The sequence below is a fragment of the Micromonospora sp. WMMD737 genome (assembly GCF_049179055.1).
GTDB classification, from domain to species: Bacteria; Actinomycetota; Actinomycetes; order Mycobacteriales; family Micromonosporaceae; genus Micromonospora; species Micromonospora reichwaldensis.
In genome coordinates, this window is the sequence record NZ_JBMHMH010000020.1 from 1 (window position 1) to 8,498 (window position 8,498).

At 72.6% G+C, this 8,498-nt stretch carries 9 protein-coding genes; 8 read left to right on the forward strand and 1 reads right to left on the reverse strand.

Features of this window, described 5'->3' with window-relative positions; all coding sequences use genetic code 11:
- On the forward strand, positions 1–634 hold a 634-nt coding region (locus tag ACN27A_RS33925; protein WP_421459018.1), incomplete at its 5' end, for an AMP-binding enzyme.
- A gap of 8 nt (positions 635–642) precedes the next feature.
- On the opposite strand, the gene ACN27A_RS33930 is transcribed toward ACN27A_RS33925, so the two are convergent.
- On the reverse strand, positions 643–1,266 hold the full coding sequence (locus tag ACN27A_RS33930; protein ID WP_421459020.1) for an SOUL family heme-binding protein: 624 nt from the start codon (positions 1,264–1,266) through the stop codon (positions 643–645).
- Between the two features lie 162 nt (positions 1,267–1,428).
- Here ACN27A_RS33930 and ACN27A_RS33935 point away from each other — a divergent pair, with 162 nt between their 5' ends.
- The 7 genes from ACN27A_RS33935 to ACN27A_RS33965 are packed head-to-tail and all read left to right on the forward strand — an operon-like array spanning position 1,429 to position 8,440.
- The gene (locus tag ACN27A_RS33935) at positions 1,429–2,676 is read left to right on the forward strand and encodes an FAD-dependent oxidoreductase (protein WP_421459022.1); all 1,248 of its coding nucleotides are present in this window, start codon (positions 1,429–1,431) and stop codon (positions 2,674–2,676) included.
- A complete protein-coding gene (locus ACN27A_RS33940) occupies positions 2,673–3,644 on the forward strand; it encodes an o-succinylbenzoate synthase (protein ID WP_421459024.1) in 972 nt (323 codons plus the stop codon). The genes ACN27A_RS33935 and ACN27A_RS33940 overlap by 4 nt, the downstream gene beginning before the upstream one ends.
- A 53-nt stretch (positions 3,645–3,697) precedes the next feature.
- Positions 3,698–4,660 carry a GlxA family transcriptional regulator gene (locus ACN27A_RS33945; protein ID WP_421459026.1) on the forward strand — a complete coding sequence of 321 codons (963 nt, stop codon included), beginning with the start codon at positions 3,698–3,700 and terminating at the stop codon, positions 4,658–4,660.
- Between the two features lie 12 nt (positions 4,661–4,672).
- Entirely contained in the window at positions 4,673–5,401 is a 729-nt protein-coding gene (locus tag ACN27A_RS33950) for a DJ-1/PfpI family protein (RefSeq protein WP_421459028.1), read from the forward strand.
- 32 nt (positions 5,402–5,433) lie between these two features.
- A complete protein-coding gene (locus ACN27A_RS33955) occupies positions 5,434–6,258 on the forward strand; it encodes an alpha/beta fold hydrolase (protein ID WP_421459030.1) in 825 nt (274 codons plus the stop codon).
- A gap of 2 nt (positions 6,259–6,260) precedes the next feature.
- Complete coding sequence (gene menD, locus ACN27A_RS33960; RefSeq protein ID WP_421459033.1) at positions 6,261–7,928, forward strand: 2-succinyl-5-enolpyruvyl-6-hydroxy-3-cyclohexene-1-carboxylic-acid synthase; 1,668 nt, start codon at positions 6,261–6,263, stop codon at positions 7,926–7,928.
- Positions 7,925–8,440: a DUF3592 domain-containing protein gene (locus ACN27A_RS33965; protein WP_421459036.1), complete on the forward strand. Its 516-nt coding sequence runs from the start codon at positions 7,925–7,927 to the stop codon at positions 8,438–8,440. The genes menD and ACN27A_RS33965 overlap by 4 nt, the downstream gene beginning before the upstream one ends.
- Positions 8,441–8,498: the final 58 nt, after the last annotated feature.

Genomic DNA, 8,498 nt, shown 5'->3' on the forward strand with positions numbered 1-8,498 from the left:
GACCGAGGTGTGCGGGGTGATCAGCCAGCTGCTTCCCGACGCACACCGCGCCGAGGACCATCCCGAGCGGCTGACCAGTGCCGGCACCCTGGTGCCGGGCGCCGAGGTCCGCGTCGTCGACCCGGACACCGAGCAGGACGTGCCGACCGGCGAGCAGGGCGAGTTGTGGTTCCGCACACCGCAGTTGATGAAGGGCTACCACAACCGCCCGGATGCCACCGCGGAGGCGATCACCCCGGACGGCTGGTTCCGCAGCGGGGACATCGGGCGGGTCGACGAGGGCGGCTACATCTTCGTCGAGGACCGGCTCAAGGACATGATCATCTCGGGCGGGGAGAACATCTACTCGCTGGAGGTCGAGCGGGTGCTCGCCGAGCACGACGCCGTCATTGAGGTCGCGGTCATCGGGGTCCCCGACGAGAAGTGGGGCGAGGTCGTCAAAGCCGTCGTCGTGGTCGAGGGCGAGGTCTCCGAGGCTGACCTGATCGCCTACGCCAAGGAGCGGCTGGCGTCCTACAAGTGCCCCAAGACCGTCGACATCACCGAGGAGTTGCCGCGCAACCCCACCGGCAAGGTGCTCAAGAAGGAACTGCGCAAGCCGCATTGGGAGGGTCGCGACCGCACCACGGTGTAGAGCGCGACTCAGATCGCGACGGCGACCTCGTTGCGGCGCACGAACGGCAGCGTCCAGGGCGGGTCGTAGAACCACGCGGTCGGCTCCCCGGCCGGCTCGATACCGTTGTCGCTCAGCGCCTTCAGCAACTCGGTGGTGCGGTCGGCGATCGCCTTCGGGCCGCGGTCACCGGTGAACCGCAACACCGCGACCGTCTCGGCCGGCACCTTCACCAGCCGTACCTGTTCGTCGTCGGGGGCCGGCAGCGTCTCCATCGACCACTTCGACGGCATGTAGAACCGCACCGTCCAGTTGCCGTCGGCGCCGCCGGTCTGCGCCACCGGAGCCGTCATCGCGATGTCCTCACCCGCCGTGGACGCCTGGTCGACTGGTGCGGTCATCGCGATCTCGGCATCGCGATGGTTGCCGCCGAAGATGTACCCGGCCAGCCGGCGGAACCCCGTGCTCAGCGCGCTCTGCTTCTCGCCGGTGACCGTGGTCTCCGCCGCGATGCGCGGGCCGTACTCGCGGATCTGCACCGTCTCGGTCAGCTCGCGCGGAATGTAGTGCGGCTCCTCGACGGTGCGGACGCCCACGATGGACAGCGCGGACTCCACGACCTGACCGGCGACTTTGGTGATGGTGTCGAACACAAGACCTCCTCGAGGAGTGTGGTACCCACGCGGGCGCGCCGGTCCACCTGCTATTCGTCACCGATCGGCGCCCGGATCGGTCGGGCGCGCGTCACCGCTTCGTCATGGTGCCGGCCGGTCCACACCTGCCATAGTGGTCCTGACGAGAAACCATGAGCTGCAATGACTGTTGACGACATCGATGTCCTGGTGATCGGCGCAGGGCTGGCGGGCCTGCGCTGCGCCGGCGTGCTCGCCGCGGCCGGCCGCGACGTCACGGTGTGGGAGGCCGCCGACGACATCGGCGGGCGGGTCCGCACCGACGTCATCGACGGGTTCCGCTGCGACCGTGGTTTCCAGGTGCTCAACCCGGCCTATCCGGAGCTGAGCCGGGCCGTCGATCTCGAGGAGCTGGCGTTGCAGCCGTTCGGAGCCGGTGTGGCGGTGCGGCGCGAGCGCGGCGCGACGGTGTGGGTGCATCCGCTGCGGGTTCCGCAGAAGGTGCCGGCGATGCTGGCCCGCGGCGGGCTGGGGCCGCGCGATCTGGTGGCGTTGGCCCGCTGGGCGGGCCCCGCGCTTCGTCCCGGCGCGCTGAAATCGGGCGGCGCCGACACCACCCTGCACGCGGCACTGGACGCCGCCGGGGTGCGTGGTGAGCTGCGCCGGGTGATCGACCGGTTCCTGGCGGGGGTGGTGCTCGACGACACCGGGTCGGGCTCCAACGCGTTCGCGCTGCTGCTGGCCCGGATGTTCGCCCTCGGGGTGCCCGCGCTGCCGGCCGGTGGTATGGCGGCCCTGCCGCGGCGGCTGGCTGCCGGCCTGCACGACCGGATCAGCCTGCACCGCACCGCCGTGGACATCCGGCGCGACGGGGCCGGGTTCCGGGTCGGCGACGGTGCCGGCGCGGTGCGCGCCGCCGAGGTTGTCGTCGCCGCCGACCCGGTGACCGCGGCGGGGCTGGCCGGGTTGCCCACCCCCGACATGCACGGGGTGGTGACCGACTGGTGGGCCACCGACGAGCCGCAGTCGGCCCCGCCCATGCTGTGGGTCGACGGCCGCCCCGAGCGCACCGGACCGGTGCTCAACGCGGCGGTGATCAGCGCCGCGGCGCCGACCTACGCACCGCCGGGACGCCACCTGATAGCGGCGTCGGCGCTGCTGGCCCGCGACGGCGCCGCGCCTGCCGAAGAGATCACCCGGCGGCACGCTGCGGCCATCCTCAGCACCGACGGCGCCGGCTGGGAGCTGCTGATCCGCCACCGGATCCCGGCCGCACTGCCGGCCCAGCCGGCGCCGCTGTCGGTGCGTCGCCGGGTGCGTCTGGACGACGGCCTGTGGGTGTGCGGCGACCACCGCGACACCGCCTCGATCCAGGGCGCGCTGGTCAGCGGCCGCCGCACTGCCGAGGCGCTGCTGAAGAGGGCCGGATGAGCCGCCCCGCGCTGGCCGACGTGCTGGACCGGCTGCATGTGGTGGCCCTGCCGATGCGGGTGCGTTTCCGCGGCATCACCGTCCGCGAGGTCGCGCTGCTGGACGGCCCCGCCGGTTGGGGCGAGTTCGGTGCCTTCGGCGAATACGGCCCAGCCGAGGCCGCGCACTGGCTCGACGCCGCGCTGACGGCCGCCTACGACGGGATGCCGGCGGTGCACCGTGCCCGCATCCCGATCAACGCCACGGTGCCCGCGGTGTCCGCCGCCGAGGTCCCCCAGGTGCTTGCGCGCTTCCCCGGCGTACGCACCGCCAAGGTCAAGGTGGCCGAGCCCGGCCAGACGCTGGCCGACGACGTTGCGCGGGTCGACGCGGTTCGCGCGCTGGTGCCCACCGTGCGGGTCGACGCCAACGGCGGGTGGAGCGTGCAGGAGGCGGTGACCGCCGTGCGGGCGCTGGCCGCCGACGGGCCGCTCGAATACGTCGAACAACCGTGCGCGACGGTGCCCGAACTGGCGCAGGTGCGTCGCCGCGTCGACGTGCCGATCGCCGCCGACGAGAGCATCCGCAAGGCCGAGGACCCGTTGCACGTGGTGCGCAGCGGTGCCGCCGATGTCGCGGTGCTCAAGGTGGCCCCGCTGGGTGGGGTGGCCGCGATGCTGGCCATCGCCGAGCAGATCGACATCCCGGTCGTGGTGTCCAGCGCGCTGGACTCGGCGGTGGGCATCGGCGCCGGTCTGGTCGCCGCGGGCGCGCTGCCGTCGTTGCGGCACGCCTGCGGGCTCGGCACCGGCGGGCTGTTCGTCGAGGACGTCGCCGAAGCGCGGGTCGCCGTCGACGGCTACCTGCCCGCCGCGCCGGTCGACCCGGACCCGGCGCGGCTGGCGGCGTTGGCCGCGCCGCCGGAGCGGGCGCGGTGGTGGGCCGACCGGGTCCGGGCCTGCTGGCCTCTGCTGTCGTGGCCGTCCTGATCTGTGGGGTGCATGGCCTAGACGCCACGGTGTGCGTCGCCAACACTTGACCCATGACACGCTGCGTGCTGGTCGTCGGGTTCGCCGGGGTCCAGGCGCTGGACATGGTCGGCCCGTTCGACGTGTTCGCCGGTGCGTCGATGTACGCCGTCGCGCACGGCGCCACCGGCTACGACGTGCGGGTCGTGTCGGTGGACGGCGCCGCGGTCGACACGGGCACCGGTCTGGCGCTGGCCGCCGCCCCGCTGCCGGACCCGCAGGAGCCGGTCGACACCGTCGTGCTGCCGGGCGGCCCGGGCACCGAGGCGGCGCGCCGCGACCCGGCGCTGATCGACTGGATCACCGCAGTGTCGCCGAACGCGCGGCGGGTGGTCAGCGTGTGCACTGGTTCGGTGCTGGCCGCCGAGGCCGGGCTGCTGGACGGCTGCGTGGCCACCACGCACTGGGCCTACGCAGCCCAGATGGCCGTCGAATTCCCCGCGGTGACCGTCGATCCCGACCCGATCTTCGTGCGCAGCTCACCGCGGGTGTGGACGGCCGCGGGCGTCACCGCCGGCATCGACCTGGCGTTGTCGTTGGTCGAGGACGACCTCGGCACCGACGCCGCCCAGTCGGTGGCCCGCTACCTGGTGATGTACCTGCGCCGGCCGGGCGGGCAGACCCAGTTCGCCGCCCCGGTGTGGATGCCGCGGGCCCGTCGCCGGCCGATCCGCGAGGTTCAGGAACGTATCGAGGCAGCGCCGGGGGAGGGGCACAGCATCGCCGAGCTGGCCCGCCGCGCCGCGATGAGCCCGCGCCACTTCACCCGGGTGTTCACCGCCGAGGTCGGGGAGGCCCCGGGGTCCTACGTCGAGCGGGTGCGCACCGAGGCGGCGCGTCGTCAGCTCGAGGAGACCGACGACCCGGTCGCCGCGATCGCCGCGCGTTGCGGCTTCGGCTCGTCGGAGACGTTGCGGCGCAACTTCGTCCGTCGCCTCGGAATCTCACCGGACGCCTACCGCAAGACATTCGCCTAGAAGGAGAACACTGTGCCGTCGCTGCAGGTCGCGATCATGCTCTACCCCGGTTTCACCGCCCTGGACCTCATCGGACCCTACGAGAGCCTGCGGTGGCTGCCCGATGCCGAGGTGCGTTTCGTCTGGCACGAGCCGGGCCCGATCGCCGCGGATTCGGGCGTGCTGCTGATCGGAGCCACCCACTCGTTCGCCGAGACACCGTCGCCGGACATCATCTTGATTCCGGGCGGCTTCTCGACGATGGAGCACGCCCGCGACGAGGCGGTGCTCGACTGGGTGCGCCGGGCACATCAGAGTGCGGCGTGGACGACGTCGGTGTGTTCGGGCTCGGTGATCCTGGCCGCCGCGGGGGTGCTCGACGGCAAGCGGGCGACCTCGCACTGGGCCGCGCTGCCGGTGCTGCGGACCTTCGGGGTGCAGCCGGTCGGCGATGAACGGGTGGTGGCCGCCGACGACAGGACTGTCACCGCCGCCGGCGTCTCGGCGGGCATCGACCTGGGGTTGTGGCTGGCCGGGCGGATCGCCGGAGAGGACAAGGCCAAGGTGATCCAGCTGTCGATGGAGTACGACCCGCAGCCGCCGTTCGACTCCGGGCACATGTCGAAGGCCTCGGCGGGCACCAAGGCGGCGGCCGCGGCGATGATGGGCAAGCAGATGGCCACCCCGGCGGCGTTGAGCGCGTCGGCGGGCCTGCTCTTGGACGCCGCGTTGGAGCGGATCCGTCGCCGCCGTCGCCGCTGACTGCGAATCGGGCGCGCAACGCGACGCCACGGGTGCCTGAACGCGCCGGATTCACGATCAGTAGCGTCGGCGGCGTGAATTTGGCTTACGACGATCGCGGCTCAGGGGACCCGGTGCTGTTCATCGCAGGTCGGGGCGGCGCCGGCCGCACCTGGCACCTGCACCAGGTTCCCGCACTGACCCGCGCCGGCTATCGATGTGTGACCTTCGACAACCGCGGCATCGGCGCCACCGAGAACGCCGGCGGCTTCACCACCGAGACGATGGTCGCCGACACCGTCGAGCTGATCGAGACGCTCGGGCTGGGGCCGGTGCGCATCGTGGCGGTGTCGATGGGCTCCTACATCGCCCAGGAACTGATGGTGGCCCGTCCCGAGTTGGTGCGCTCGGCGGTGCTGATGGCCACCCGCGGGCGCCACGACCGGGCCCGGGAGGCCTTCTTCGCCGGCGAGTTGGCGCTGGCCCGCGCCGGCGTGCAGCTGCCGGTCGAATACGAAGCCAAAATGCGCCTGCTGGAGAGCTTTTCACCCAAGACGCTCAACGACGACAAAGCGGTGCGGGACTGGATCGACATGTTCACCATGTGGCCGCAGAAGTCGACCCCGGGCATGCAGGCCCAGCTGTCGATCGCCCCGCACACCAGCCGGCTGCCGGCTTACCGGAGTGTGACCACCCCGGCCCTGGTGATCGGGTTCGCCGACGACATCGTGCTGCCGTCGCACCTGTCCCGCGAGGTCGCCAACGCGCTGCCCAACGCGCGTTTCCTGGAGATCCCCGGCACCGGTCACCTCGGTTTCATCGAGAAGCCCGACGCCGTCAACACCGCGATCCTCAATTTCTTCGCCGATAGTCTGTAGTGGTGAACCCCTCGACGGCGCAGGCCCGGGTGGTCGTCGACGAACTGATCCGCGGCGGCGTCCGAGACGTCGTGCTGTGCCCGGGGTCGCGCAACGCCCCGCTGGCGTTCGCGCTGCACGACGCCGACCGGGCGGGGCGGCTGCGCCTGCACGTCCGCATCGACGAACGCACCGCCGGCTTCCTGGCGATCGGGCTGGCCCAGGGCGGCGGGGCGCAGCGGGCACCGGTGTGCGTGGCGATGACGTCGGGCACCGCGGTGGCCAACCTCGGTCCCGCCGTGGTGGAGGCGAACTACGCCCGGGTGCCGCTGATCGTGCTCAGCGCCAACCGGCCCTACGAGCTGCTGGGCACCGGCGCCAACCAGACCTTCGAGCAGCTGGGCTACTTCGGCACCCAGGTGCGTGCCAACATCAGCCTCGGGCTGGCGCAGGACTCGAGGGATTCCGAGGGCATGGCCGCGCTCAACGCCCAGTGGCGGTCGGCGACCTGCCGGGTGTTGGTGGCCGCCACCGGATCCCGTAGCGCCAACGCCGGCCCGGTGCAGTTCGACATCCCGCTGCGCGAACCGCTGGTGCCCGACGCCAGCCACGACGGGCCGTACGCGCCGGACGGCCGCCCGGACGGCCGGCCGTGGACCTACACCCCGCCGGTCACGTTCGACCAGCCCCTCGACGTCGACCTGACACCCGACACCGTCGTCATCGCCGGGCACGGCGCCGGTGTGCAGCCCGGCCTCGCGCACCTGCCGACGGTCGCCGAGCCCACCGCCCCGCACGCCGAGAACCCGCTGCACCCGCTGGCGTTGCCGCTGCTGCGGCCCAAGCAGGTGATCATGCTCGGCCGGCCCACGCTGCACCGCCCGGTCTCGGCGCTGCTGGCCGATCCGTCGGTGCCGGTGTTCGCGCTGACCACCGGGCCGCGCTGGCCCGACGTGTCGGGCAACTCGCAGGCCACCGGCACCCGGGCGGTCACCTCCGGCGCGCCGTCGCCGGACTGGTTGCGCCGTTGCGCCGAGGCCAACCGGCATGCCGTGGACGCGGTGCGCGGCCAGCTGGCCGCCCATCCGCTCACCACCGGCCTGCACGTCGCGGCCGCGGTGGCCGACGCGATGCGCCCCGGCGAGCAGCTGGTGCTGGGCGCGTCGAACCCGGTGCGCGATCTGGCGCTGGTCGGGATGAGCACTCCCGGGGTGCAGGTGCGGTCCAACCGCGGGGTGGCCGGGATCGACGGGACGGTGTCGAGCGCGATCGGGGCGGCGCTGGCCTTCGAGGCCCGGGCGGCCGGCGACCGCGCAGCCGGACGCACGGTCGCGCTGATCGGCGACCTGACGTTCGTGCACGACAGCTCGGGCCTGCTGATCGGGCCCACCGAACCCACGCCGCGCCAGCTGACGATCGTGGTGTCCAACGACAACGGCGGGGGCATCTTCGAGCTGCTCGAGCAGGGCGACCCCCGCTTCTCCGATGTGTCCTCACGGGTCTTCGGCACCCCGCACGACGTGGACGTCGGCGCCCTGTGCCGGGCCTACCACGTCGACAGCCGCCAGATCGAGGTCGGCGAGCTGGCCGACGTGCTCGCCGCGCCGCAGGACGCGATGCGGGTGCTGGAGGTGAAGGCCGACCGGTCCTCGCTGCGCGCGCTGCACGCCTCGATCAAGGCCAGCCTGTGAGGCAGCTGCTGGAGCGGCTGCGGCCGGTCTGGGACGCGGTGCGGCCGCACCTGCACGGCGAGCCGGGCGAGACCAGGAGCGGACGCATCCTGCGGCGGATCCGGATCGGCATCGTCATCGCCGCGTGCCTGGTGACATTGCAGTCGGTGCTGCTGGTGCTGGGCGCCTGGCGCAACGACCGGCAGATCGAACGCCATCTCGGGGTGGCCGAGGCCACCGTGCTCGACGCCGGCGACCGCCGTTCGACGATCGAGTTCGTCACCCCGGACCGGGTCACCTACCGGCCCGAACTGGGGGTGCTGTACCCGTCCAAACTCGACGACGGGATGCGCATCTACGTCGAGTACGACACCAACGACCCGGACCTGGTCCGGGTGCGGGACCGCAACGCTGCGCTGGCGATCATCCCGGCCGGGTCGATCGCGGTGGTGGGCTGGTTGGTCGCCGGTGCCGCGCTGGGGGTGACGACGCTGGTGGAACGCCGCCTCGACCGGCGCGGGGCCGACGTCTGACGTGCGAGGCCTGATTCAGGAGTGCACCAGTTCGTGCAGCCAGTCGTCGTCGTAGATG